General features: G+C 59.2%; 24 protein-coding genes. 12 read left to right on the top strand and 12 right to left on the bottom strand.

Annotated elements, in window-relative coordinates; all coding sequences use genetic code 11:
• The first annotated feature begins 191 nt into the window (after positions 1-191).
• Both GJV78_RS19230 and pyk read left to right on the top strand, forming a co-directional pair.
• Complete coding sequence (locus GJV78_RS19230) at positions 192-1,061, top strand: MurR/RpiR family transcriptional regulator (RefSeq protein WP_155109827.1); 870 nt, start codon at positions 192-194, stop codon at positions 1,059-1,061.
• Positions 1,062-1,184: 123 nt separating this feature from the next.
• Entirely contained in the window at positions 1,185-2,627 is a 1,443-nt protein-coding gene (gene pyk, locus GJV78_RS19225; protein ID WP_155109826.1) for a pyruvate kinase, read from the top strand.
• A gap of 256 nt (positions 2,628-2,883) precedes the next feature.
• Here pyk and lpxM read toward each other — a convergent pair whose 3' ends face one another.
• The 3 genes from lpxM to znuA all read right to left on the bottom strand — a co-directional run bounded on the left by lpxM (position 2,884) and on the right by znuA (position 6,357).
• A complete protein-coding gene (gene lpxM, locus GJV78_RS19220) occupies positions 2,884-3,855 on the bottom strand; it encodes a lauroyl-Kdo(2)-lipid IV(A) myristoyltransferase (RefSeq protein WP_155109825.1) in 972 nt (323 codons plus the stop codon).
• A gap of 222 nt (positions 3,856-4,077) precedes the next feature.
• On the bottom strand, positions 4,078-5,397 hold the full coding sequence (gene mepM / locus GJV78_RS19215) for a murein DD-endopeptidase MepM (RefSeq protein ID WP_167519657.1): 1,320 nt from the start codon (positions 5,395-5,397) through the stop codon (positions 4,078-4,080).
• 15 nt (positions 5,398-5,412) lie between these two features.
• Entirely contained in the window at positions 5,413-6,357 is a 945-nt protein-coding gene (gene znuA, locus GJV78_RS19210; RefSeq protein ID WP_155109824.1) for a zinc ABC transporter substrate-binding protein ZnuA, read from the bottom strand.
• A 78-nt stretch (positions 6,358-6,435) separates the two neighbouring features.
• Between znuA and znuC the strand changes: the two genes are divergently transcribed.
• Positions 6,436-7,191 carry a zinc ABC transporter ATP-binding protein ZnuC gene (gene znuC / locus GJV78_RS19205; RefSeq protein WP_155109823.1) on the top strand — a complete coding sequence of 252 codons (756 nt, stop codon included), beginning with the start codon at positions 6,436-6,438 and terminating at the stop codon, positions 7,189-7,191.
• Entirely contained in the window at positions 7,188-7,979 is a 792-nt protein-coding gene (znuB, locus tag GJV78_RS19200) for a zinc ABC transporter permease subunit ZnuB (RefSeq protein ID WP_155109822.1), read from the top strand. The genes znuC and znuB overlap by 4 nt, the downstream gene beginning before the upstream one ends.
• A gap of 48 nt (positions 7,980-8,027) precedes the next feature.
• Here znuB and ruvB read toward each other — a convergent pair whose 3' ends face one another.
• Both ruvB and ruvA read right to left on the bottom strand, forming a co-directional pair.
• Positions 8,028-9,038, bottom strand: coding sequence for a Holliday junction branch migration DNA helicase RuvB (gene ruvB, locus GJV78_RS19195; RefSeq protein WP_155109821.1), 1,011 nt, complete (start codon positions 9,036-9,038; stop codon positions 8,028-8,030).
• A gap of 8 nt (positions 9,039-9,046) precedes the next feature.
• Positions 9,047-9,658: a Holliday junction branch migration protein RuvA gene (gene ruvA / locus GJV78_RS19190; protein WP_167519656.1), complete on the bottom strand. Its 612-nt coding sequence runs from the start codon at positions 9,656-9,658 to the stop codon at positions 9,047-9,049.
• Between the two features lie 451 nt (positions 9,659-10,109).
• On the opposite strand from ruvA, the gene GJV78_RS19185 reads away from it, so the two are divergent.
• Entirely contained in the window at positions 10,110-11,123 is a 1,014-nt protein-coding gene (locus tag GJV78_RS19185) for a DUF4034 domain-containing protein (protein WP_155109820.1), read from the top strand.
• Between the two features lie 74 nt (positions 11,124-11,197).
• Here GJV78_RS19185 and ruvC read toward each other — a convergent pair whose 3' ends face one another.
• The 4 genes from ruvC to aspS form a co-directional block, all read right to left on the bottom strand.
• On the bottom strand, positions 11,198-11,719 hold the full coding sequence (ruvC, locus tag GJV78_RS19180) for a crossover junction endodeoxyribonuclease RuvC (protein ID WP_155109819.1): 522 nt from the start codon (positions 11,717-11,719) through the stop codon (positions 11,198-11,200).
• Positions 11,720-11,870: 151 nt separating this feature from the next.
• Positions 11,871-12,611: a YebC/PmpR family DNA-binding transcriptional regulator gene (locus GJV78_RS19175; RefSeq protein ID WP_155109818.1), complete on the bottom strand. Its 741-nt coding sequence runs from the start codon at positions 12,609-12,611 to the stop codon at positions 11,871-11,873.
• Between the two features lie 28 nt (positions 12,612-12,639).
• Complete coding sequence (gene nudB, locus GJV78_RS19170) at positions 12,640-13,101, bottom strand: dihydroneopterin triphosphate diphosphatase (protein WP_330998827.1); 462 nt, start codon at positions 13,099-13,101, stop codon at positions 12,640-12,642.
• Positions 13,102-13,161: 60 nt separating this feature from the next.
• Positions 13,162-14,934 (bottom strand): aspartate--tRNA ligase, encoded by a 1,773-nt coding sequence (aspS, locus tag GJV78_RS19165; RefSeq protein ID WP_155109816.1) that lies wholly within the window; start codon positions 14,932-14,934, stop codon positions 13,162-13,164.
• A gap of 310 nt (positions 14,935-15,244) precedes the next feature.
• On the opposite strand from aspS, the gene GJV78_RS19160 reads away from it, so the two are divergent.
• The 5 genes from GJV78_RS19160 to cmoB are packed head-to-tail and all read left to right on the top strand — an operon-like array spanning position 15,245 to position 18,825.
• On the top strand, positions 15,245-15,811 hold the full coding sequence (locus tag GJV78_RS19160) for a hydrolase (protein ID WP_155109815.1): 567 nt from the start codon (positions 15,245-15,247) through the stop codon (positions 15,809-15,811).
• A complete protein-coding gene (locus GJV78_RS19155; protein ID WP_155109814.1) occupies positions 15,808-16,626 on the top strand; it encodes a DUF72 domain-containing protein in 819 nt (272 codons plus the stop codon). The genes GJV78_RS19160 and GJV78_RS19155 overlap by 4 nt, the downstream gene beginning before the upstream one ends.
• 52 nt (positions 16,627-16,678) lie before the next feature.
• Positions 16,679-17,074, top strand: coding sequence for an MAPEG family protein (locus tag GJV78_RS19150; RefSeq protein WP_155109813.1), 396 nt, complete (start codon positions 16,679-16,681; stop codon positions 17,072-17,074).
• A 42-nt stretch (positions 17,075-17,116) separates the two neighbouring features.
• Positions 17,117-17,860, top strand: a complete 744-nt coding sequence (gene cmoA, locus GJV78_RS19145; protein WP_155109812.1) for a carboxy-S-adenosyl-L-methionine synthase CmoA — start codon at positions 17,117-17,119, stop codon at positions 17,858-17,860.
• The gene (gene cmoB, locus GJV78_RS19140) at positions 17,857-18,825 is read left to right on the top strand and encodes a tRNA 5-methoxyuridine(34)/uridine 5-oxyacetic acid(34) synthase CmoB (protein ID WP_155109811.1); all 969 of its coding nucleotides are present in this window, start codon (positions 17,857-17,859) and stop codon (positions 18,823-18,825) included. The genes cmoA and cmoB overlap by 4 nt, the downstream gene beginning before the upstream one ends.
• Before the next feature lie 722 nt (positions 18,826-19,547).
• Here cmoB and GJV78_RS19135 read toward each other — a convergent pair.
• The 3 genes from GJV78_RS19135 to GJV78_RS19125 form a co-directional block, all read right to left on the bottom strand.
• On the bottom strand, positions 19,548-20,510 hold the full coding sequence (locus GJV78_RS19135; protein ID WP_155109810.1) for a sugar-binding transcriptional regulator: 963 nt from the start codon (positions 20,508-20,510) through the stop codon (positions 19,548-19,550).
• 133 nt (positions 20,511-20,643) lie between these two features.
• On the bottom strand, positions 20,644-21,408 hold the full coding sequence (locus GJV78_RS19130; RefSeq protein ID WP_155109809.1) for a triose-phosphate isomerase family protein: 765 nt from the start codon (positions 21,406-21,408) through the stop codon (positions 20,644-20,646).
• Positions 21,399-23,156 carry a dihydroxyacetone kinase family protein gene (locus tag GJV78_RS19125; protein ID WP_155109808.1) on the bottom strand — a complete coding sequence of 586 codons (1,758 nt, stop codon included), beginning with the start codon at positions 23,154-23,156 and terminating at the stop codon, positions 21,399-21,401. The genes GJV78_RS19130 and GJV78_RS19125 overlap by 10 nt, the downstream gene beginning before the upstream one ends.
• Positions 23,157-23,484: 328 nt before the next feature.
• Here GJV78_RS19125 and rpiB point away from each other — a divergent pair, with 328 nt between their 5' ends.
• Together rpiB and tal are read left to right on the top strand one after the other, a co-directional pair.
• Complete coding sequence (gene rpiB, locus GJV78_RS19120) at positions 23,485-23,970, top strand: ribose 5-phosphate isomerase B (RefSeq protein ID WP_155109807.1); 486 nt, start codon at positions 23,485-23,487, stop codon at positions 23,968-23,970.
• A complete protein-coding gene (gene tal / locus GJV78_RS19115; RefSeq protein WP_155109806.1) occupies positions 23,967-24,947 on the top strand; it encodes a transaldolase in 981 nt (326 codons plus the stop codon). Before rpiB ends, tal begins: the two co-directional genes overlap by 4 nt.
• Positions 24,948-25,007: the final 60 nt, after the last annotated feature.

The raw sequence follows: 25,007 nt of genomic DNA, 5'->3' as shown, positions 1-25,007 counted from the left end.
CTCAGCGTCGACGCCACGCCCGGTTAAGGGACACAACCTAAAATCAGAGGTTGATCATGTAATGAAAAAAAACAACATACTTACCGGCTAATTTGCCCCTTTAGCCAGGAGCGGAGGGTAATATCTGGCAAAGCTGCCTCTTGATTTCCCGCATTGTCGCAATCGTCATTATCCATGAGCATCTTTACATTATGAATATGCTGGAAAAAATTCAGTCCCGGCTGGAACATTTAAGCAAGTCAGAACGCAAGGTCGCCGACGTCATCCTCGCCTCACCCGAGCGGGCTATTCACTCAAGCATCGCGGCGCTGGCCGTCAGGGCAGACGTCAGCGAGCCGACGGTAAACCGCTTCTGCCGCAGCATGGCCACCCGCGGCTTTCCTGATTTTAAACTGCATCTGGCGCAAAGTCTGGCAAACGGCACGCCGTATGTTAACCGCAACGTCGATGAGGACGACGGCGTGGAATCCTATACCGCCAAGATTTTTGAATCAGCCATGGCGGGGCTCAATCACGTTCGTCAATCCCTCGATAAGTCAGCGATCAACCGCGCGGTGGATCTGCTCACCCAGGCAAAGAAGATCGCTTTCTTTGGCCTCGGCTCCTCGGCGGCGGTGGCGCACGACGCGATGAACAAGTTTTTTCGCTTCAACGTACCGGTGATCTACTCCGAGGATATCGTCCTGCAGCGAATGAGCTGTATGAACTGCAGCGAGGACGACGTGGTGGTGCTGATATCCCATACCGGTAGAACCAAAAGTCTGGTGGAGCTGGCGCAGCTGGCTCGCGAGAACGACGCGATGGTTATCGCCCTCACCTCTCCGGACACGCCGCTGGCCCGGGAGGCAACGCTGGCGATTACCCTGGACGTACCGGAAGATACTGACATTTATATGCCCATGATCTCCCGTCTCGCCCAGCTGACCGTGATAGATGTGCTGGCAACAGGATTTACTTTACGTCGCGGAGCAAAATTCAGAGATAACTTGAAGCGTGTCAAGGAAGCGCTCAGGGAATCGCGTTTTGATAAAGAGTTGCTCACTAAGAGCGATAAACGCTAAAAGCTATAACAATGTTCTACCCTTTTCGTCATCCGGCGATGTTCTTATTTAGCCGTTAAGGTTGCAGAGCCGCCGGTTCACTATTCACGCAACACCAAGGTGTTTCAGTCAACGGAGTATTACATGTCCAGAAGGCTTCGCAGAACCAAAATCGTGACGACGTTAGGTCCGGCCACCGATCGTGATAACAACCTTGAAAAAATCATAGCCGCTGGCGCTAACGTGGTGCGGATGAACTTCTCCCACGGCTCGCCTGAGGATCACAAACTGCGCGCGGATAAGGTTCGTGACATTGCCGCCAGGCTGGGGCGGCATGTGGCAATACTCGGCGATCTTCAGGGGCCAAAAATCCGCGTCTCCACCTTTAAAGAGGGCAAGGTTTTCCTTAACACTGGCGATAAGTTCCTGCTTGATGCCGGTCTGGGCAAAGGTGAAGGCGACAAAGAAAAGGTCGGGATCGACTACAAGGGGCTGCCGGCGGACGTGGTGCCCGGCGACATTCTGCTGCTCGACGACGGCCGCGTACAGCTGAAGGTACTGGAAGTGCAGGATATGAAGGTCTTCACCGAGGTCACCGTCGGCGGTCCGCTCTCCAACAATAAAGGCATCAACAAGCTCGGCGGCGGGCTTTCCGCAGAGGCGCTGACCGAAAAAGACAAGGCGGATATTATCACCGCCGCGCAGATCGGTGTGGATTATCTGGCGGTCTCCTTCCCGCGCTGCGGCGAAGATCTGAACTACGCTCGCCGCCTGGCGCAGGAAGCGGGCTGCGATGCGAAGATCGTCGCCAAAGTAGAGCGCGCCGAGGCCGTCTGCGATCAGAACGCGATGGATGACATTATTCTCGCCTCCGACGTGGTGATGGTCGCCCGCGGCGACCTCGGCGTCGAAATTGGCGATCCGGAGCTGGTCGGGATTCAAAAAGCGCTGATCCGTCGGGCACGCCAGCTGAACCGCGCGGTCATTACCGCCACCCAGATGATGGAATCGATGATCACCAACCCGATGCCGACCCGTGCGGAGGTGATGGACGTGGCGAACGCGGTGCTGGACGGCACCGATGCGGTGATGCTCTCCGCGGAAACGGCGGCGGGACAGTATCCGGCGGAAACCGTTGCCGCGATGGCGCGGGTCTGCCTTGGCGCGGAGAAAATCCCCAGCATCAACGTCTCAAAACATCGTCTGGACGTCCAGTTCGACAACGTCGAAGAGGCGATCGCCATGTCGGCGATGTACGCGGCTAACCATCTGAAAGGGGTAACGGCCATTATCACGATGACCGAGTCAGGACGCACCGCGCTGATGACCTCGCGCATTAGCTCCGGCCTGCCTATTTTCGCCATGTCCCGCCATGAGCGCACCCTGAATCTGACCTCGCTGTACCGGGGCGTCACTCCGGTTCACTTCGACAGCGCGGGCGACGGCGTGGTGGCCGCCAGCGAAGCGGTCAATCTGCTGCGCGACAAGGGTTACCTGGTTTCGGGCGATCTGGTTATCGTCACCCAGGGCGACGTGATGAGCACCATCGGCTCCACGAACACCACGCGCATCCTGACCGTCGAATAATAACCCGCTTAAACCGCCTGAGGCTTCTCCTGCGAGAGGCCTCAGGTTGATGACAAAGAGGGAAAAAACGTGGTGTTCCCTCTTTGTGGTTAACAGCCGAAAATCAATGAATTGATTTTCCTTGTTTATTTTTATGGTGATTATGGCCGAACGAGTTCGGCCTGGGGTTTGTCATCACTCTCCTGCAGGCGGTAGCGCGTCTTATCTGAAATGGGGCTGAATTTCGCCGCGAAGCGCCGGGATTAGCGGCGGGGCGCTACCTGATGGGATAGAGATCTTTACGCTTATAGGGCTGGATTTCGCCTGGTTTGCGGGTTTTCAGCAGCTTAAGGATCCAGGTGTACTGCTCAGGGTGCGGGGCGACAAAAACCTCCACCTCCTCGTTCATCCGCCTGGCGATGGTGACGTCGTCCGCGGTCAGCAGATCGTCCATCGGCGGACGTATCTGGATGGTCAGCCGATGGGTTTTGCCATCGTAGAGAGGAAAGAGCGGAACCACCCGCGCCCGACACACCTTCATCAGACGCCCAATCGCCGGCAGCGTGGCCTTATAGGTAGCAAAAAAATCGACAAACTCGCTGTGCTCCGGACCATGATCCTGATCGGGCAGATAGTAGCCCCAGTAGCCCTGACGCACCGACTGGATAAAAGGTTTGATGCCGTCATTACGGGCGTGCAGCCGGCCGCCAAAACGGCGGCGCACGGTGTTCCAGACATAGTCAAACACCGGGTTGCCCTGGTTATGGAACATGGCCGCCATCTTCTGCCCCTGGGACGCCATCAGCATGGCCGGGATGTCCACCCCCCAGCCGTGGGGCACGAGGAAAATCACCTTCTCATCGTTGCGGCGCAGCGCTTCAATGATTTCCAGCCCCTGCCAGTCCACCCGCGGCAGGATCTTCTGCGGACCGCGCATGGCCAGCTCCGCCATCATCGCCATCGCCTGCGGAGCGGTGGCGAACATCTCATCAACAATGGCCTCCCGCTCGGCTTCGCTGCGCTCAGGAAAGCAGAGGGAGAGATTGATCAACGCGCGGCGGCGCGAGCTTTTGCCCAGCCTCCCGGCAAAGCGCCCCACGCGGGCCAGCAAAGGATCGCGAAATGTGGCGGGCGTTAAGGCCAGCCCCGCCATCGCCGCTACGCCCAGCCAGGCTCCCCAGTAGCGTGGATGACGGAAAGCCTTCTCAAACTCAGGAATGAATTCACTCTTATTTTTCTTTGTTTCCATGCGCTTTTAGTACCTGATGACGCGAAAATAAATCTGCTTAAGGCTGTCTTCCTTAACCACCACGGCCCCGATATGCATAAACGCGGCCCGTCTCCGGCCTGCGCCATTCAACGCCGGCCTGGGATCGGTTAAGGAACCCGGCCTGGCGTGACGGCACGCCCTGTCCCCTAAAAAATAAAAAGAGCCGGCACACGATGCGTACCGACCCTGTTTACGGCAAGCTTAGTCTAAACGCAGCTGCGGCAGAACCTCTTTCACCTGCGCCAGATACTCACGGCGCTCGGTTCCGGTCAGCCCTTCGGTATGCGGCAGCTTCGCCGTCAGCGGATTGACCGCCTGCTGGTTGATCCACACCTCATAGTGCAGGTGCGGCCCGGTAGAACGCCCGGTATTACCGGAAAGGGCGATGCGATCGCCGCGTTTCACCTTCTGCCCCGGCGTCACCAGCAGCTTACGCAGGTGCATATAGCGGGTGGTGTAGGTCCGGCCGTGGCGAATCGCGATATAGTAACCGGCCGCGCCGCTGCGCTTGGCGACCACCACTTCACCATCGCCGACCGCAAGGACAGGGGTGCCCTGCGGCATGGCAAAATCGACGCCCCGGTGCGGCGCTATGCGTCCGGTAACCGGGTTCTGACGGCGCGGATTGAAGTTGGACGAAATACGGAACTGCCTGGCGGTTGGAAAACGCAGAAAGCCCTTCGCAAGACCGGTGCCGTTGCGATCGTAGAATTTACCGTCTTCGGCGCGAATTGCATAGTAGTCCTTCCCGCTGGAACGTAAACGCACCCCCAGCAGCTGGCTCTGCTCGCGCTTCCCGTCGAGCATTTCACGCGACATCAGCACGGAGAACTCATCGCCTTTCTTCAGCTTGCGGAAATCCATCTGCCACTGCATCGCCTTGATGACCGCGCTAATCTCAGCGCTGGTCAGCCCGGCGTCTTTGGCGCTGGTAACAAAGCTGCCGCCAACGGTGCCTTTAATCAGGTTATTGACCCACTCGCCCTGCAGCATTTCGCTGCTCTTTTTGAAACCGTTGTCCGTACGATCGTAGGTACGGGTTTCACGGCGGGATACTTCCCAGGTCAGGCGCTGCAAATCGCCCTGCTCGGTCAGCGTCCAGGAAATTTGTTGTCCGATCTTCAGATTACGCAGGTCTTTATCCGCGGCGGCGAGCCTGCTGATATCCCCCATCTCAATGCCGTACTGATTGAGGATGCTGCTCAGCGTATCGCCGGTGGAGACAACGTACTCATGCACGCCCGTTTCGCCGGCGATTTTGTCATCCAGCTCATCCTGAGGTATCGCCTCCTCCTCCTGTGGTGCCTGATCGATAGGCTCGCTGTCCTCGGGCAGCAGGGAGTGGACTTCGTCTTTTTCCAGAACGACGGTTTTAACGACGGGAACGTCATCGGGATGGTAAACATAGGGCCGCCAGACGGCGACGGCCAGGGTAAGAACGGTAAGCGACCCCAGCATAACGCGGTGGGGTCGGGGCAGATTATTAAATGCCAGGGCGACAGAGCGGGCTATCTGTTGCACGTATTCACTTCCTCATTAATCTCCTTTCAGGCAGCTCGCATACTGGTTTGCCAGTTGGCTCAGAAACGCCGAATAGCTTGTTTTACCCAGTTTAATATTTGTTCCGAGGGGATCCAGCGTTCCCATACGAACGGATGTCCCTCTCGCAACGGCTTCGACAACCGCTGGCCTGAACTGCGGTTCAGCAAAAACGCAGGCTGCTTTTTGCTCAACCAACTGTGTGCGTATTTCATGTAAACGCTGCGCGCCGGGCTGTATCTCAGGGTTAACGGTAAAATGGCCGAGCGGCGTCAGCCCGTAATGCTTTTCATAATAGCCGTAGGCGTCATGAAAAACGAAATATCCTTTCCCTTTGAACGGCGCGAGCTCGTTATCCACCTGTTTATCGGTTGCGGCTAATTGTGCCTCAAAATTTTTCAGGTTGGCGTCAAGTTTGGTTCGACTCTGGGGCATAAGTTCCACTAATTTTTCATGGATTGCAACCGCCGTAAACCGCGCTATTTCCGGCGAGAGCCACAGATGCATATTATATTCACCGTGATGGTGATGCGCCTCTTCATTTTCAGCGTGCGCACCGCCGTGCTCATGTTCACCATCGTCCTCCTCTGCCCCTTTCATCAGCAGCGGCTTAACCTCACTTAAGTACGCAATCGTTACCTTTCTCTTATCCGAAACGCCGCTTACTGGCTTTTTCATGAACGCTTCCATCTCAGGACCAACCCAGACAACTAAGTCTGCGCTTTGTAAGCGTTTTATGTCAGACGGGCGTAGAGCGTAATCATGGGCGGAGGCACCGTCCGGCAACAGTACGTCCGTCTCCGTCACGCCTTCCGTAATTGCCGAAGCGATAAAGCCTAACGGCTTAAGGGAGGTAACCACGGCGGCGCTGGCGCTGAGGCTTGCCCCGCCCCACAGGGCAGCGGATAATGCTGCGAAAAGAAGCGTATTTTTATGTAACATAATGCAACGACTCATCGTAATAAATGCGAGAAATGTGATATTATAACATTCTATAACTTCTGCAAGCCTAAAACAGACATGACAACCCTGGTTTCACTGGAAAATATCTCGGTCTCTTTTGCTCAACGCCGCGTCCTCTCTGACGTGTCGCTTGAGCTTAGGCCGGGAAAAATATTGACCCTTCTCGGCCCTAACGGCGCGGGAAAATCCACGCTCGTTCGCGTTGTGCTCGGCCTGGTCACCCCGGACGCCGGGGTCATCAGACGCAACGGAAATTTGCGCATCGGCTATGTGCCGCAAAAACTTTATCTTGACGCCACGCTGCCGCTCACCGTCAGCCGCTTCCTGCGCCTGCGGCCCGGTGCCAGAAAAGCGGATATTCTGCCGGCGCTGAAGCGCGTTCAGGCCGGACACCTTATAGAGGCCCCGATGCAGAAGCTTTCCGGCGGTGAAACCCAGCGGGTGCTGCTGGCACGCGCGCTGCTCAGCCAGCCGCAGCTGCTGGTGCTCGACGAGCCGACTCAGGGGGTGGACGTTAACGGCCAGGTGGCGCTGTACGATCTTATCGACCGTCTGCGCTGCGAGCTGGCGTGCGCGGTGCTGATGGTTTCTCACGATCTGCATCTGGTGATGGCGAAAACGGATGAGGTGCTGTGTCTGAACCACCATATCTGCTGTTCGGGCGCGCCTGAAGTGGTATCCACCCACCCGGAATTTATCTCGATGTTCGGCCCCGGCGCTGCAGAACAGCTGGGCATTTACCGGCACCATCACAACCATCGCCACGATTTACAGGGGCGTATTATTTTGCGGCGGGGAAACGGCCACTCATGATTGAATTACTGCTGCCCGGCTGGCTGGCCGGCATCCTGCTCTCCTGCGCCGCCGGCCCGCTGGGCTCGTTCGTGGTCTGGCGTCGGATGTCCTACTTTGGCGATACCCTGGCGCACGCCTCGCTGCTGGGCGTCGCCTTTGGGCTGCTGCTGGACGTGAATCCTTTTTACGCGGTGATTGCCGTAACGCTGCTGCTGGCCGCCGGGCTGGTCTGGCTGGAGAAACGCCCGCACCTTGCTATCGACACGCTGCTGGGCATTATGGCGCACAGCGCTCTGTCGCTGGGCCTGGTCGTCGTCAGCCTGATGTCCAACATTCGTGTGGATTTAATGTCCTGGCTGTTTGGCGATCTGCTGGCGGTCACCCCGGAGGATCTGATCGCCCTGGCCCTCGGCGTGGCCATCGTGCTGGCGATCCTGCTCTGGCAGTGGCGCAACCTGCTGTCGATGACCATCAGCCCTGAGCTGGCCTTCGTTGACGGCGTGAAGCTGCAGCGCGTAAAGCTGCTGCTGATGCTGGTGACGGCGCTGACCATCGGCGTGGCGATGAAGTTCGTCGGGGCGCTGATCATTACCTCACTGCTGATTATCCCCGCGGCCACCGCGCGCCGCTTTGCCCGTACGCCGGAGCAGATGGCGGCCATGGCGGCAGGTGTGGGAATGATAGCGGTCACGGGCGGGCTGACCTTTTCCGCCTTTTACGACACCCCGGCCGGGCCGTCGGTAGTGCTGTGCGCCGCGCTGCTGTTTATTTTTAGCATGATAAGAAAGACGGCAAACGCCGCCTGACTGCCCGGGCCTGCCGATAGACGAAACCGTCTCCGGCAGGCCCGTGGGCTACGGCATCGCCGGCGGCGTAATGCCGAAGTGGTTCCACGCGCGAACCGTCGCCATACGCCCGCGCGGCGTGCGCTGCAAAAAGCCCTGCTGGATCAGATACGGCTCCAGCACATCCTCAATGGTTTCCCGCTCCTCGCCGATGGCCGCCGCCAGGTTGTCCAGCCCTACCGGCCCGCCGAAGAATTTATCAATGACCGCCAGCAGCAGCTTGCGGTCCATATAGTCAAATCCCTCGGCGTCAACGTTAAGCATATCCAGCGCCTGGGCGGCAATATCTGCCGAAATGGCACCGTCATGTTTAACCTCGGCAAAATCGCGCACCCGCCGGAGCAGGCGGTTGGCAATACGCGGAGTGCCGCGGGCGCGGCGCGCCACCTCCAGCGCCCCCTCTTCGCTCATCTCCAGCCCCATAAAGCGGGCGCTGCGCCCGACGATATATTGCAGGTCAGGCACCTGGTAGAACTCAAGGCGCTGCACGATGCCGAAACGATCGCGCAGCGGCGAGGTGAGCGACCCGGCGCGGGTGGTGGCACCGATAAGCGTAAACGGCGGCAGGTCGATTTTTATTGAGCGCGCCGCCGGCCCTTCGCCGATCATAATATCGAGCTGATAGTCCTCCATAGCCGGATAGAGGACCTCCTCCACTACCGGCGAAAGGCGGTGAATTTCATCGATAAACAGGACGTCGTGCGGCTCCAGGTTGGTCAGCATCGCCGCCAGATCGCCCGCCTTTTCCAGCACCGGGCCGGAGGTGGTGCGCAGGTTAACGCCCATTTCGTTGGCGACGATGTTGGCGAGAGTGGTTTTGCCAAGGCCCGGTGGCCCGAAAATCAGCAGGTGGTCCAGGGCGTCGCCGCGCTGCTTCGCCGCCTGGATGAAGATCTCCATCTGGGCGCGCACCTGGGGCTGTCCGATATACTCCTGCAGCAGCTTCGGACGTATGGCGCGATCGGCGACCTCTTCTGCGATGGTTGCGCCTGCGGAAATCAGGCGATCTGCTTCTATCATCCTTTACCTCATAACGCGGCGCGGAGCGCTTCGCGAATCAGCGTTTCACTGCTGGCGTCCGGACGCGCAATTTTACTCACCATCCGGCTGGCTTCCTGCGGCTTATAGCCCAGCGCCACCAGCGCGGCAACCGCCTCCTGCTCCGCGTCATCGGCGGCCGGGCTGGCCGGCGAGGTCAGCACCAGATCGGCTGCCGGGGTGAACAGATCGCCGTGCAGCCCTTTAAAGCGGTCCTTCATTTCGACAATCAGGCGTTCGGCGGTTTTTTTGCCGATGCCGGGCAGTTTCACCAGCGCCGCCGGCTCTTCACGCTCAACGGCGTTGACGAACTGCTGGGCCGACATTCCGGAGAGGATCGCCAGCGCCAGCTTCGGCCCTACGCCGTTGGTTTTGATCAACGCTTTAAACAGCGTGCGCTCCTGCCTGTTGTTAAATCCGTACAGCAGCTGCGCGTCTTCACGCACCACGAAGTGGGTAAAGACAACGGCCTCTTTTCCGCACTCCGGAAGCTCATAAAAACAGGTCATCGGCATATGCACTTCATAGCCTACGCCGCCCGCTTCGAGCAGTACCAGCGGGGGTTGTTTCTCCAGGATGATGCCTCTGAGTCTGCCTATCACACTACGCTCCTGCGCTATGGCTCACGATATCAGCACGTATGATAAAAAAATGCTGGATAGATATCCAGATCAAAAACGAGTAACCCCGCTTCTCTGCCCCGGACAGAGCCGGGACAGCCCGGTCACTTCTCATTGCCTCCGCCAGCAGGGCTGTTTCCTCTCTGCTCTGAGGCAGCCAGCGCGAATCTATTTTTTATTTCTCGGTTTCCGGACCGCCTGCACAGATAAAGGCGCTATACTCCCCACTGATTTAACGGTAATATTGTCGGTGCCGTAATGTATTTATTCGTTGTCTTTCGTATCACTTATCCCCTTTCAGAACGCATCGCTATTAGCAGCGTCCCGTCGGCCCTGCCGATGCTGTCCGGAGATCGCTTACGATAAAGCTTCATCAGGCGCGAGTTTGCTATTTCTTAATTAATTTGAACACTTATTTTTCACGGAGCGAAGAATGTTATTCAGGAAACTGATTGCCTGTACTTTTTTAATTATTCCGTATATTGCCTGTGCCGATAGTAATACGGAAACCCTTGAGCGCATTGCCATTCAGCAGCAGACGCTCTCCTGGATGCACGGCGGCGAGTGGGCAAAACTTGAGGCAATGATTGCAGCGTATAATAACGACTTTCCGGCCACCAGCGGCGGCACCCATAAGCTGGTCGTTGTCTGGGCAAGTATTGTGGACACTTTCTCCGGGGTCGCCCCGGAAAGCGGTATCGGTCTCGTGGCCAAAAAATGGCTGGCGGCCAGCCCCGGCTCAACATGCGCCAGAATGCTCCAGGCCCTGGAATTCAATGCCAGGGCGACCCGTTTACGCGGCGAGGGCCCGGCCAGCGGGGTGGACCCGTCCATATGGCCTGAATATAAACAGCTAATGCAACAGGAAAAAGCGTTTCTCTTAAAAAATAAAGATATTGCCGATAAAGATGCGGCCTGGTATCAGGAGATGGAAATAGTGGCGCGTAACCTTGGGGACAAAGCGCTTCTTTACCATACGTTAGAAGAAGGCAGCAAAAAATATCCCGCCTACCAGAATATTTATTTACAGGCAATGGAGGCCCGCTTGCCTAAATGGGGAGGGTCTGCGGAAGAGGTTGAAAAAATTGCCCGACTGGCTGCTGAAAACAACAAAGCGCGGTCCGGTATGGCGAATTACGCTTATATCTGGTTTAACGCCATAAGCTTCCAGCCGGAGATGGCCTCTCTGCTCAGGGAAAATAAGATCGTTTCATGGAATGATATGCTGCAAGGATGGCACGATCGCTATAAGCAATATCCCTCCACGCGCACGCTAAATAACTTGCTGATATCCGCCTGCATTGCGCAGGATAAAAATGCCTTCACGGAGGCCGATAAGCAAATCCAGGGGCAGGTCGAACCTCAGATCTGGCCCAGGGGATTAAGTTATCAGAAATGCAAAACGCTAATGAAAAAATTAGCCAGCCCGGAAAATACGCCGCTGTAAACGCCGCCGGAGAATACTCCGCGCCAGAAGAGATCGCCGCCACTCACCGGCAATAGCTGCCTGAGTGGCGGCATTTAGCGTAGCCGGCCGCGGGCCAGATTGAGGCGTGATTCGCTCATCTGCAGCGCATTCTGGCTGATATGGCAGTGGGTAATCGCAATAGCCAGCGCGTCCGCCGCGTCCGCCTGAGGATTGGCGGGCAGCTTCAGCAGAGTGCGCACCATGTGCTGCACCTGGCTTTTCTCGGCGCTGCCGATGCCGACGACGGTCTGCTTCACCTGGCGCGCCGCATACTCAAACACCGGCAGCTGCTGGTTAACCGCCGCGACAATCGCCACGCCGCGCGCCTGCCCCAGCTTCAGGGCCGAATCGGCGTTTTTCGCCATAAACACCTGCTCAATGGCGAAATAGTCCGGCTTAAACTGGGTGATGATCTCCGACACGCCCGCATAGATAAGCTTCAGGCGCGACGGCAGATCGTCCACTTTGGTGCGAATACAGCCGCTGCCCAGCCAGGTGAGCTGCCTGCCCACCTGATGGATAACGCCATAGCCGGTAATGCGCGAGCCAGGGTCAATGCCGAGAATAATGGACATCACGCGCCTCTGGTTGTGCTCATCCGCCGATACCTATCGTTCAGCTCACGGAAGAAGGGACGCCCCGCGCCTCTCCGGACGCGCAGATTTCCTGTCGGGCCGGAACCCGCGCGAAGCGGCGACGCTCCGGCGGGCTGAAAACGTGCGGCTATCACAGCGTGGCGGCAACTTCGTCAGAGATTTCACCGTTATGGTAAACTTCCTGCACGTCGTCGCAGTCTTCCAGCATATCGATCAGACGCATCAGCTTGGGTGCGGTTTCGGCATCCATATCCGCCTTAGTGGACGGGATCATGGAGACTTCGGCGCTGTCTGCCTTCAGGCCAGCCGCTTCCAGCGCGTCGCGCACTTTACCCATCTCTTCCCACGCGGTGTAGACGTCGACCGCGCCGTCGTCGTAGGCCACCACGTCCTCAGCGCCGGCTTCCAGCGCCGCTTCCATAATGGTGTCCTCATCCCCTTTCTCAAAGGAGATCACCCCTTTTTTGCTGAACAGATAGGCGACGGAACCGTCGGTGCCAAGGTTGCCGCCGCTCTTGCTGAACGCATGGCGGACTTCCGCCACGGTGCGGTTACGGTTGTCGGACAGGCATTCAACCATCACCGCCGTGCCGCCGGGGCCGTAGCCTTCATAGATGATGGTTTCCATGTTTGCATCATCATCGCCGCCGACGCCGCGCGCGATTGCGCGGTTCAGCGTATCCCGGGTCATGTTGTTGGACAGCGCCTTATCCACCGCCGCGCGCAGGCGCGGGTTGGCATCCGGATCGCCGCCGCCCAGACGCGCTGCGGTAACCAGCTCGCGAATGATCTTGGTGAAAATTTTACCGCGCTTAGCGTCCTGCGCAGCTTTACGATGTCTGGTGTTGGCCCATTTACTATGACCTGCCATAACTCTGTTCCTCAAAAAGCGCGCCCTTTCAGGCGACGTTAATTACAAACTCTTCAATCGCCTGCCGGTTGCTCCACGACATGGTGAGCGCCGCCGCGGCGGGCGCATCAAGCCAGCGGTAGGCCAGGTGTTCGGTAAAAACAATCTGGCGCTCGTGGGGCAGCGCAAGACAGAACCAGGATTCCGTATTGCGCGCCACCCCCGGCGCATAGCGATGACGTAAATGTGAAAAAATTTCAAATTCCACCGTGCGCTGACAGTCAGTTAAGGTCAGCCGCTCCGCCATGATGTCGATGGCGACCTCTTCATTTACTTCACGCACGGCAGCCTGCAACGCGCTCTCCCCCTCTTCCAGGCTGCCGGTAACCGACTGCCAGAAGTCAGGATCGTCGCGTCGCTGCAGCATCAGCACCCGCTTCGTGTCCCGGGCGTAGATCACCACCAGGACGGAAACGGGCCGCTTATAGACGTGCTTCTCCTCGCCGTTCACAGGCATGTTCCTGAGCGCCGCTGTGCGGCGGGGCGAGTGAAGCCGTATCTATAAGCCATATCAGCTGTTCTCAGCCTTTTTGACCACCTGAATGCCCAGCTCGCCCAGCGCCGCCGGGTTCGCGAAGCTCGGCGCTTCGGTCATCAGGCAGGCGGCGGCGGTGGTTTTCGGGAAGGCGATCACGTCGCGAATGTTGTCGGTGCCGGTCAGCAGCATGGTCAGGCGATCCAGACCAAACGCCAGCCCCGCGTGGGGCGGCGTACCGTACTGCAGGGCGTCCAGCAGGAAGCCGAACTTCTCGCGCTGCTCCTGCTCGTTAATCCCCAGAATGCCGAATACGGTCTGCTGCATGTCGCCGCTGTGAATACGCACCGAGCCGCCGCCCACTTCGTAGCCGTTAATGACCATATCATAGGCGTTGGCCACCGCGTTTTCCGGCGCGGCCTTCAGCTCGGCGGCGGTCATGTCCTTCGGCGAGGTGAACGGATGGTGCATGGCGGCCAGGCCGCCTTCGCCATCGTCTTCAAACATCGGGAAGTCGATGACCCACAGCGGTGCCCAGCGGGATTCATCGGTCAGGTTCAGATCTTTACCCAGCTTCAGGCGCAGAGCGCCCAGCGCGTCGGCAACCACCTTCCGGCTGTCCGCGCCGAAGAAGATCATATCGCCGTCCTGAGCGCCGGTGCGCTGCAGAATAGCCTCCACGATCTCCGCGTTCAGGAACTTAGCGACCGGGCTGTTGATGCCTTCGATGCCTTTCGCGCGTTCAACAACCTTAATGTAGGCCAGCCCCTTCGCGCCGTAGATCTTGATAAAGCTGCCGTAGTCGTCGATCTGCTTGCGGCTCAGGGAGGCACCGCCCGGCACGCACAGGGCCGCCACGCGACCTTTCGGATCGTTCGCCGGGCCGGAGAAGACGGCAAATTCCACCTCTTTCAGCAGATCGGCGACGTCCACCAGCTCCATCGGGTTGCGCAGATCCGGCTTATCGGAACCGTAGCGGCGCTCCGCCTCGGCGAAGGTCATCACCGGGAAATCCCCCAGATCCACGCCCTTCACCTCCTGCCACAGATGGCGCACCAGCGCCTCCATCACCTCACGCACCTGGAGAGCGGTCATGAAGGAGGTCTCCACGTCAATCTGGGTGAACTCCGGCTGGCGGTCGGCGCGCAGATCTTCATCCCGGAAGCATTTGACGATCTGATAGTAGCGATCGAAGCCGGACATCATCAGCAGCTGCTTGAACAGCTGAGGCGACTGGGGCAGCGCGTAGAATTTACCTTTATGAACCCGCGAAGGCACCAGGTAGTCGCGCGCGCCTTCCGGCGTGGCCTTGGTGAGCATCGGCGTTTCGATGTCGAGGAAGCCGTGGTCGTCCATAAAGCGGCGCACCAGGCTTGTGATCTTCGCCCTGGTCTTCAGCCGCTGGGCCATTTCCGGGCGGCGCAGATCGAGATAGCGGTACTTCAGCCGCGCCTCTTCCGTATTGACGTGGTTGGCGTCAAGGGGCAGCGCGTCGGAGCGGTTGATGATGGTCAGCGAGGAGGCCAGCACTTCGACTTCGCCGGTCGCCATCTCGCCGTTGATATTTTTTTCTTCACGCGCACGCACGGTGCCCGTTACCTGAATGCAGAACTCATTACGCAGCTCAGAGGCCAGCTTTAGCGCGTCCGCACGATCCGGATCGAAAAATACCTGCACGATACCCTCACGGTCGCGCATATCGATAAAGATCAGGCTGCCAAGATCGCGACGGCGATTGACCCAACCACACAGAGTCACCTGCTGCCCCACGTGGGACAGACGTAGCTGTCCGCAATATTCTGTACGCATGAGATATCCCTTAACTTAGCTGCAGGCGGAGTGTCGCCTGCCGTGCAGGTGACGCAGTCGCAGCGTTAGCTGAATGTCACAACTGAATGAAAAAAGGCGGCTATTATACTGGAAATTCTGCCGCACGGTAAGAGCCGGCCCCATCAGGGGACGATTCCACGGCGGCAGGGCTGCCGGGCCGCTACCGACTGTACGCGCGTTTGAGCACGACGTATTGCGCATGCTCACAAAAACTAACAAAATTTCCCGCTCCTTGCGCCGGTCTACGCTTAAGGTATGGCGGGCATGTATCAAGAAAAGGGGAAACGTGATGCTGGAACTGAACGCCGCCACCGCCGCGCTGGTAGTGATTGATTTACAGGAAGGTATTTTACCTTTTGCCGGGGGGCCGCACACGGCAAGGGACGTGGTGGCCCGCGCCGCACGCCTGGCGCAGGCTTTCCGCGCCTGCGGCGCGCCGGTGGTGATGGTGCGCGTCGGCTGGGCGGACGACTTTGCCGATGCGCTAAAACAGCCGGTTGACGCGCCGACAGCGGCCGGTGCGCTGCCGGAAAACTGGTGGGACTACCCGGCCGCGCTGGGGAAAGCCGACGGCGATCTGGAGGTGATCAAACGCCAGTGGGGGGCCTTCTACGGCACCGATCTGGAGCTGCAGCTGCGCCGTCGCGGCGTTGACACCCTCGTGCTGTGCGGCATCTCCACCAATATCGGCGTGGAGTCCACCGCGCGCCACGCCTGGGAGCTGGGCTTTAAGCTGGTGATTGCGGAAGACGCCTGCAGCGCGGCAAGCAGCGAGCAGCACCGGGGCAGCATGACGCATATCTTCCCGCGCATCGCCCGGGTGCGCGACGTCGAGACGATCCTGACCGCCCTATGATCTATCTGGGCCTGCCGCAGTGGTCGCACGCGAAGTGGGTGCGTCTCGGTATTGACAGCCTTGAGGCTTACGCCCGCCACTTTAACTGCGTGGAGGGCAATACCACCCTCTACGCGCTGCCAAAAGCGGAGGTGGTCGAACGCTGGCGCGCGCAGACCACGGACGCCTTTCGCTTCTGCTTTAAATTTCCCGCCACCATCTCCCACCAGGCCGCCCTGCGTCAGTGCGACGATCTGGTGGCCGAATTTCTCAACCGCATGTCGCCGCTGGCCGACCGCATCGGTCAGTACTGGCTACAGCTGCCGGCCACCTTCGGCCCGCGCGATCTGCCCGCCCTGTGGCAGTTTCTCGACGCCCTGCCCGACGCCTTTACCTACGGCGTGGAGGTGCGCCACCCGGCGTTCTTCGCCAGAGGAGAAGAGGAGCGGCAGCTCAACGGCGGGCTGCACCAGCGCGGGATCAACCGGACTATCCTCGACAGCCGCCCCGTGCACGCCGCCCGCCCCCACAGCCAGGCGGTGCGCGACGCCCAGAGCAAAAAGCCCAGGGTGCCGGTGCACGCGGTGATGACGGCGAAAAATCCGCTGATACGCTTTATCGGCAGCGATGATATGGCCCAGAACCAGCAATTCTTTGCCGACTGGCTGCAGAAGCTACCGCAGTGGACCGGGAGCGCCACGCCCTATCTTTTTTTACACACCCCCGATATCGCCCAGGCACCGGAGCTGGTGGACACGCTGTGGGCATCGCTGTACGCCGCACTGCCGGAAGTCGGCCCGGCACCGTCCATTCCACGACAATCTTCTCTTTTCTGAAATTGCCACCTATCATAGACAACGCCATCGGCTATTTTGCAAGGGAGTTGGTATGATCAGCGCGCTGTATGCCGTTCTGGGTGCGTTACTGTTGATTAAGTTCTCTTTTGACGTTGTTCGCCTGCGTATGCAGTATCACGTGGCCTACGGCGACGGCGGCTTTAGCGAGCTGCAGAGCGCCATTCGCATTCACGGTAATGCGGTGGAATATATTCCTATCGCCCTGATTCTGCTGCTGTTTATGGAGATGAACGGTGCCGCGACCTGGATGGTGCACCTCTGCGGGCTTATGCTGGTAGCCGGTCGGCTGATGCACTACTACGGGTTCTATCACCGTCTGTTTCGCTGGCGGCGTTCCGCCATGAGCGCCACCTGGTGCGCGCTGTTGCTGATGGTGCTGGCGAATCTCTGGTATATGCCCTGGGAGTTGGTTTTCTCCCTGCATTAGCGCACAATACGGCCCTTTATTTTTTCCCCGGATTTTTACGTTATGTCTCACCGCGACACGCTTTTTTCTGCGCCTATCGCCAGCCTGGGCGACTGGACCTTCGATGAACGGGTAGCCGAAGTCTTCCCGGATATGATCCAGCGCTCCGTTCCCGGCTACTCCAATATTATTTCGATGATTGGCATGCTGGCCGAACGCTTCGTGCAGCCCCATACGCAGGTCTACGACCTGGGCTGTTCGCTGGGCGCGGCGACGCTCTCGGTGCGTCGCAATATTCATCACGACGGCTGCAAAATTATCGCCGTCGACAACTCACCGGCGATGATTGAGCGCTGCCGCCGCCATATCGACGCCTGGAAAGCGCAGACCCCGGTCACGGTGGTTGAGGGCGATATCCGCCATATCGCCATTGAGAACGCCTCAATGGTGGTGCTGAATTTTACCCTGCAGTTTCTTGAGCCGGACGAGCGTCAGGCGCTGCTCGACAAGATTTACCAGGGGCTTAACCCCGGCGGTGCGCTGGTCCTGTCGGAGAAGTTCAGCTTCGAAGACGCCAGGGTCGGGGAGCTGCTGTTCAATATGCACCACGACTTTAAGCGGGCCAACGGCTACAGCGAACTGGAAATCAGCCAGAAGCGCAGTATGCTGGAGAACGTCATGCTGACCGACTCCGTGGAAACCCATAAGGCGCGCCTCCGTCAGGCCGGCTTCGGCCACAGCGAGCTGTGGTTCCAGTGCTTTAACTTTGGCTCGCTGGTGGCGCTGAAGGCTGAGGATGCGGCATGACTGACTTTGGCAACTTCTATCAGCTCATCGCAAAAAGCCCCCTCTCCCACTGGCTGGAAACCCTGCCCGCGCAGCTTGCCGTCTGGCAGCGTGAGCAGCACGGTCTGTTCAAACAGTGGGCCAACGCGGTGGAGTTTCTGCCGGCGCTGCAGCCCTGGCAGCTGGATTTGCTCCACGGCGTAACGGCCAAAAGCGAGCAGCCCCTGAGCGAGGGCCAGCGCAAGCGGATTGAAACGCTGCTGCGCCACCTGATGCCCTGGCGCAAAGGCCCGTTCTCGCTGTACGGGGTGGATATTGACACCGAATGGCGCTCCGACTGGAAGTGGGATCGCGTACTGCCGCACCTCTCCGATCTGACCGGGCGCACGATCCTCGACGTCGGCTGCGGCAGCGGCTACCACCTGTGGCGGATGGTGGGTGCCGGGGCGCGGCTGGCGGTAGGCATTGACCCGACACAGCTGTTTTTATGCCAGTTCGAGGCGGTGCGTAAACTGCTGGGCGGCGACCAGCGCGCCCATCTGCTGCCGCTGGGCATTGAGCAGCTGCCGGCGCTGCAGGCGTTTGACACCGTCTTCTCAATGGGCGTGCTCTATCACCGCCGCTCCCCGCTGGAGCATCTCTGGCAGCTTAAGGATCAACTGGTAAAAGAGGGCGAACTGGTACTGGAAACGCTGGTGGTTGAGGGCGACGAAAACAGCGTGCTGGTGCCGGGGGATCGCTATGCCCGGATGCGCAACGTTTACTTTATTCCCTCCGCGCTGGCGCTGAAGAAGTGGCTGGAGAAGTGCGGATTTGTCGATGTACGCATCGCCGACGTGTGCACGACCACCATCGATGAGCAGCGCCGCACCGACTGGATGGTGAGCGAATCGCTGGCTGACTTCCTCGATCCGCTGGATCGCATGAAAACTGTCGAAGGGTATCCCGCCCCCCGCCGCGCGGTGCTGATTGCCCGCAGGCCGTAGCGCCCTGGCTGCATGACAAAACGCGGCGCTGGCCTGCTTATTTTATCCAGGCAGATAACCAGCGCGGGGAATAACGTAAATTATTCCGTCTATACCCGTCATACTTCAAGCTGCATGTGTGTTGGCTTCGGGTTACTCGTCTCATCCATGAGACTCGCCCTGACGGGCCGCCGCTGCGCGGCGTTCAAATCTGCTCCAGGCAGATTTGTCGCTCACCCCGGTCACATAGTTCGCTATGCTCTCGGGGATGAATGAGGGACATCCCTGTCCCTCACCAAAGGCGGCCTGTGGCCGTTCAAATTCGTTCCTGACGAATTTGTCACTCGCTTGCCGCGTGATTCGGCCTGAAGGCCTCACCCCTTCGGGGCCAACCCGGGGGCTGTTCAAAACGCGCCGCGTTTTGTCATGCAACTCGAATTATTTAGGGTATATACACCAGGAACCGCAGAAAAAGCCGGGCGGAAGGTATTTAACCGCTACTCAGCCCGGCGCAAAAATATCAGAATATAACGCGAGCTTTTTTCCGCAGGCCCGCTATCCGCAGAATGAATGGACTGACCCCGCAGAATTATTCCAACGTTCCACCATTCCATGGCGACGGGGTCAGTGGCGCGGATAATATAGAGTTACCTCGGGCGATTTTTAGCATAACGTGCGGCAAAAAGACCGTTTTGCGCGAAAAACAAGCTAACAATATGCGCAGTACGGGACAAAAAGCAAATTTACTGACTCATACTCAAAATCGTACGAATATTCCGCGCGCTGGTGGCGATAATATCTATTGCGCCAGTGCGTAACGCGCCCATAATGGCCATCGCCTTAGTATTTTCAGAGGCAATGGCAATAACGCAGGGAATTTGCTTTAGCTCTTCCATATTAAGTCCAATTACGCGGTTATCCATTACCGTATTAACGTGCTCGCCGCGGGCGTTAAAAAAGTCGTACCCGGCAATATCGCCAATCACCCCCTGGTTGAGGCTGGCGTCGCTGATCTCCTGCGGGGTAAACCATCCCAGCTTCACCATATAGCTGTCTTCATTCATATCGCCAATGCCCACCAGGGCGATATCCGCCTTTCGCGCGCGATCGAGCGTCTCTTTAATGGTGCCATTCTGCAGCAGCAGCTCTTTCAGCTGAATATTTTCCACATAGGCGGGGGCGTACAGCGACTCGCTGCTGCCGCCGAATTTCTTCGCCAGCAGGCGGCTGATGTGGTCGGCGTTAATCACGTCGCCGGGACGATGGGTCCCGCCAATGCCGCAGATAAAGCGGCAATCGCGCCCCTGAATCGCGCCGGAAGTCTCCGCCACCGAGGCCACGTTTCTTCCCTGCCCGACCGCCACCACCACGTTGTCTTTGAGCACATTATTTAAATGCGCCGACACCAGTGAGGCGACCTGGCGGCGCTGCTCTTCCTCGTCCTGATGGTCAAGGGCGATCAGCGCCCGGCTGATGGGAAAGCGCTCTTTAAGCTGTTTTTCCAGCTGGGTACTGAAAATGGGATGATAGCGGACGCTGATTTCAACGATCCCCTCCTCTTTGGCCCGCTTCAGCAGACGTCCAACCTTAATACGGGAGAAGCCGAACTTATTCGCGATCTCTTCCTGAGTTATCTCATCACAATAATAAGCAACGGCGATCTCAGTGAGTAACTCATATTCCTGCGACACACTGGGCTTGTCCATTCAGCGTTTTTCTCCTCGACTGCGGATTTGTTTAGTGGGTGAACATTTGCCAGAGTATATCAAAATTCCCTGGGTTCAGTACGCAGATTTCCACCCGCGGTGGGATGGAAACCTGCGGGAATACGGCGGAGGGTCAGCGGGCGCAGACGATCTCTCCGGCCTCGTTGAGAATGGCTTCCAGCGCCGACGGCTGGTGGGCAAAGCGGCCGAGAAAAATACCGTCGACGTCCGGCCACAGGCGGCCAAGCAGTCCCGGCCCGGCGCTGCCGCCGTAAATAACCCGACATTGCGGGCCGAAGCGCTGCCGGAGTTCGGCGCGCAGCGCCCGGCAGACATAGCGAATATAGTCATCGCTCGCCGGGGCCGGCGCGCCAATCGCCCACTGCGGCTCCCAGGCGAAGATCAGCGGCGGCAGCGGCGGCTTTCGCCGGGCAAGCAGCTCGTCGGCCTGGGCTATGGCAAACGCCGCCGCCTCCTGCATTGGCATCTCTGACGCCTCGCCGATGCAGATAACCGGCGTCAGCCCGCACTCAAACGCCCTGTCGAGCTTCTGGTTTATCTCCGCCGCGCTCTCGGCAAAATAGCGTCGGCGTTCCGCATGGCCAATTTCGACATAGCGGCAGCCCATCTCCCGCAGCATGGCGGCGCTGCTCTCTCCGGTCCAGGCACCGGCGGGAGCGGCGCAGACGTTCTGCGCCCCCACCGCCATTCCGCTGTCGGCAAAGGCCGCCAGGCTGGCGGCAATGGCGGGCATCGCCGGGAAGGTAAACAGCTCCATCCCCTCGCCTGCCCCACCGCGGCGGCGCAGGATGGCCGCCACCTCCTCGCACCACCTCCGGGTCCGGGCATAGCCAAAATAGGTCTTATGACTGATGCCAATAATAACCTTTACAGACATACATTCTCCCGATCCTGCTGCACCGGCACCGCCGCCTGCAGGCGGTCGCCCGTCGTCACAATTATCATTGCCAGAGAGACGGCCCCGGCATCCGGCGTTCCCAGGCTACGTTCCGCCAGCGGCCTGGCCCGGCCGATCTTCGGCACCAGCTGCGCGGTCCGTTGCGCACTCTGCTGCGCAACCTCCGCAGCGCGCTGCCATGCTGCGGCCAGAGGCAGATTTTCAGCAGCCTCCCGCAGCGCTTCGCTGAAGGGACTGAGCACGTCAACCAGCGTTTTATCACCCGGCTTTGCCTTCCCGAAGGCCATCACCCCGGCGCAGGCCTGCGCTACCGCCTGCGCCACGCTTTTCGCATCAGGCCGTTCTTCATCCCCCAGCGCCGTTCCCAGGGTGTTGAGGATCACCCCCCAGATAGCCCCGGAGGTGCCGCCCGCTTCATCAGCCCAGGCATCGGCGGCGCGCTGCAGCAGCGAGCCAACGCCCGCCCCCTGACGCCACGCCTGTTCAGCCGCCCGGCGGGCCGCGCTGACGCCCCGGCTCATGCCGATGCCGTGATCGCCGTCGCCGGCGATAGCGTCAATCCGCCCAAGCTCGTCGGCGTTGGCGAGAATATTCTCCTCCACCGCGTTCAGGATATGCATCACGCATTCCGCCGCCTCTCTGGAGGCCGCGCTGCCCTGGCGCACCGTTGGCTCCACAGCCAGCTCATGCCGATCCGCCGGCAGAGGCCGGTGCACGATGGCAGAGCCGCGATGAAAAGCGGGGGCGCAGGCCGGGGCAAGCCACAGCGCTTCCAGCGCCTCGTCAAGCCAGACCAGCGTCAACGACAGCCCGGCCATATTAAAGCTGGTAACGAACTCACCCACCTGGACATCGGCAATAGTCACGCCCGCCGCTTTCAGACGCGGTTCAACGTAGTGCCAGAGAACAAACAGCTCTTCATATTTCACCGCCCCCAGGCCATTAACGATGACCGCCACTCTGGCTCCCGGTACGGCGGCAACCTCTGAGGGGATCTCCTGCAGCAGCGCGTCGGTCAGCATTTCGGCCAGGCTGTCGGCGTTGGGAATGGGGAGATCGTTAATGCCCGGCTCGCCGTGGATCCCCATGCCAAACCCCATCAGCCCTTCAGGGAGGCTAAAAAGCGGCCGTTCGGCCCCCGGCAGCGTGCAGCCGGCGAAGGCCAGCCCGAGCGTCCGCGTCCGGGCATTCGCCCGGCGGGCCACCGCCAGCACCTCCGCTAACGAATCCCCACGCTCTGCGGCGGCGGCGGCGGCTTTAAATACCACCAGATCGCCGGCCACCCCCCGACGCTTCTCTTTTTCCGCCAGCGTCGCGCTGGAGATATCGTCGGTTATGGCAATGGTTTCACAGGGGATGCCCTCCGCACGCAGCCTCTCGCACGCCAGGCCAAAGTGCAAAACGTCACCGGCATAGTTACCGAAGGCCAGCAGCACGCCGCCGCCGTTACTGGCGGCGCGCGCCACCGAGCAGATCTGTTGTGCGGAAGGGGAAGCAAACAGGTTGCCCATAGCGGCACCGTGCGCCAGTCCTTGTCCGACCAGCCCGGCGAAGGCCGGATAGTGTCCGGAACCGCCGCCGACCACCACAGCGACGCTACCCGGCCTGCTTTGCGTATTGCGCACCACGCCGCCCGGAACCTGGCGCACCAGCGAAGCGTGCGCATTCACAAACCCCGCCACCATCTCTTTGGCGAAATCTGCAGGTCGATTAAATATCCAGGTCATTTTGTTCTCCAGAGTGTTGGAATGACTCCCCGGTCGACGGGCCACTGGCCGTCAGCACATCATCGCAAATGAACACTAGCAGCTCATATGAGACGGACAAATGTTCACGATATGAAAATGTGAAGCGCCTCTTATTTTGAGTAAATTCCGCAAAAACCACCACTGAGCCACTTTTTATGGCTCATTTTTCCTGCTAATAATCTCCCAAACACATGAACACGACATGAACTTTTGCTCATAACGGCACCTTCACCCCGAACATCATCGCTCATATGCGCCGAAACATAACAAAAGTTCATAAGCCTTTTCTGTCTATGAGGAGATAACGATGTTGAAAGTTGCTATCGGCGCGGATGACGCGGCGACCGGTCTTAAAAAACAGGTCAAAGCGCATCTGCAGAACAAAGGCGTTGAGGTTGTTGACTTCAGCCATGACGTGGCGGGCAATGAGCAAATTTATCCGGATATTGCCTTTAATCTCGCCTCCGCCATTAAGGAGGGGGCGTTTGAGCGCGGCATTCTGCTGTGCGGAACCGGTATTGGTATGGCGATTGTCGCCAACAAGGTGCCGGGCGTCCGGGCGGCACAATGCCACGACGTCTACTCCGCCTCCCGCGCGCGCAAAAGCAATAATGCGCAAATTATGACCCTCGGCGCGCGGATCATCGGCGGCGAGCTGGCGCTGATGCTGGTTGATGCCTGGCTGGAGGCCGAGTTTGAGGCCGGCCGCTCCGCGGCGAAAGTGGCGCGTATTGACTACTACGATACGCTGCTTCATCCCGACGTCGCGGACAGGGGGGAGAAAACATCATGACCCTGCTGGAAAAACTCAGGGCGTATACCACCGTCGTCGCCGACAGCGGTGATATTACCGCTATCCGCGACTATGCCCCGGAGGATGCCACCACCAACCCCTCACTGATTCTGCAGGCGGCGGCGCAGCCGGTCTATCGTCCGCTCATTCATCAGGCGATGGCCCGGGCGCGGGAACAGGGCGGCAGCGAAAAGGTGCAGCTGGTTAACGCCAGCGACTGGCTGGCGGTCAATATTGGCATCGCCCTGCTCCGGCTGGTGCCGGGCAGAGTCTCCACCGAAGTGGACGCCCGCTTATCTTACGATCGCGGCCTGTGCGTCGCGAAAGCGCGCAAGCTGATCCGCCTGTATGAAGAGCAGGGCGTTAACCGTAACAGGGTGCTTATCAAGCTGGCCGCCACCTGGCAGGGGATTAAGGCCGCCGAGGAGCTGGAAAGAGAGGGGATCCACTGTAATCTGACGCTGCTCTTCTCCTTTGCCCAGGCCCGGGCCTGCGCCGAGGCCAACGTCTGGCTGATCTCCCCCTTCGTGGGGCGGATCTACGACTGGTACAAGGAGCGCGGGCTGCTGGCGAGCGACGATCCGCAGCAGGACCCCGGCGTGCGGTCGGTGCGTCGAATCTACGATTTTTATAAAACCCATCGCTATCCCACCGTGATTATGGGTGCCAGCTTCCGCAACGTTGGGCAGGTGCTGGCGCTGGCGGGCTGCGATCGCCTGACCATTTCCCCGGCGCTACTGGACGCCCTGGCGCACCGGGAGGGCGAACTTGTCAGAGCGCTGGCTCCGCCGGTGGAGGCCCGGACGCCCCCCTCCCCGTTAAGCGAGGCTGAATTTTACTGGCAGCACCACCAGGACCCGATGGCGGTAGACAAGCTGGCCGAGGGGATTCGCCTGTTTGCCCAGGATCAGGAGAAGCTGGAAGCGATGCTGCTGGCGCAGCTGCGCTGTGAGGAGTCTTCCCATGTTACGGCGTAAAACCTTAAGCAATGCGCTGCGTGCGCTGAGCATGGACGCAGTACAAAAAGCCAAATCCGG

Source organism: Intestinirhabdus alba (genome assembly GCF_009711095.1).
GTDB classification, from domain to species: Bacteria; Pseudomonadota; Gammaproteobacteria; order Enterobacterales; family Enterobacteriaceae; genus Intestinirhabdus; species Intestinirhabdus alba.
This window is presented reverse-complemented; position numbering and strand designations above follow the sequence as displayed.